Origin of the sequence: Escherichia sp. AM3 (assembly GCF_032029835.1) — a bacterium.
GTDB classification, from domain to species: domain Bacteria; phylum Pseudomonadota; class Gammaproteobacteria; order Enterobacterales; family Enterobacteriaceae; genus Escherichia; species Escherichia coli.
Genome location: NZ_JAVUPQ010000910.1, coordinates 1 through 279 on the forward strand (window position 1 = coordinate 1; position 279 = coordinate 279).

A 279-nucleotide genomic window follows, 5' to 3' on the forward strand; every position below is an offset into this window, starting at 1 on the left:
GTATGGACAATTAATCTTTACCCATACAATTTGCTTACTGAAGCCGGGAAAAACTCCTTTATAGCTGCTGTGTTCTATAATCTGAGGGAAATGATCCATGACTTGCTCAATCATGGTAGTTTTTCCAGAACCACTCATTCCAACTATCGTAATAGTTTCAGCCTGGGATTTAAAATATCCACTTTCTGGCTCAATATCAGGACGCTCATTTCCATAGTAATGAAGATATTGAATTGTTCCGCTTTTTAAAGGATTACGAGCTGCATAGCTTTCCCTAAG

At 38.0% G+C, this 279-nt stretch carries 1 protein-coding gene; it reads right to left on the reverse strand.

All coding sequences use genetic code 11. From position 1 onward, the window contains the following. Window positions 1–279, reverse strand: a 279-nt coding sequence (locus tag RTW80_RS29015) for an NB-ARC domain-containing protein (RefSeq protein WP_312721562.1), incomplete at both ends; no start/stop codon positions are given.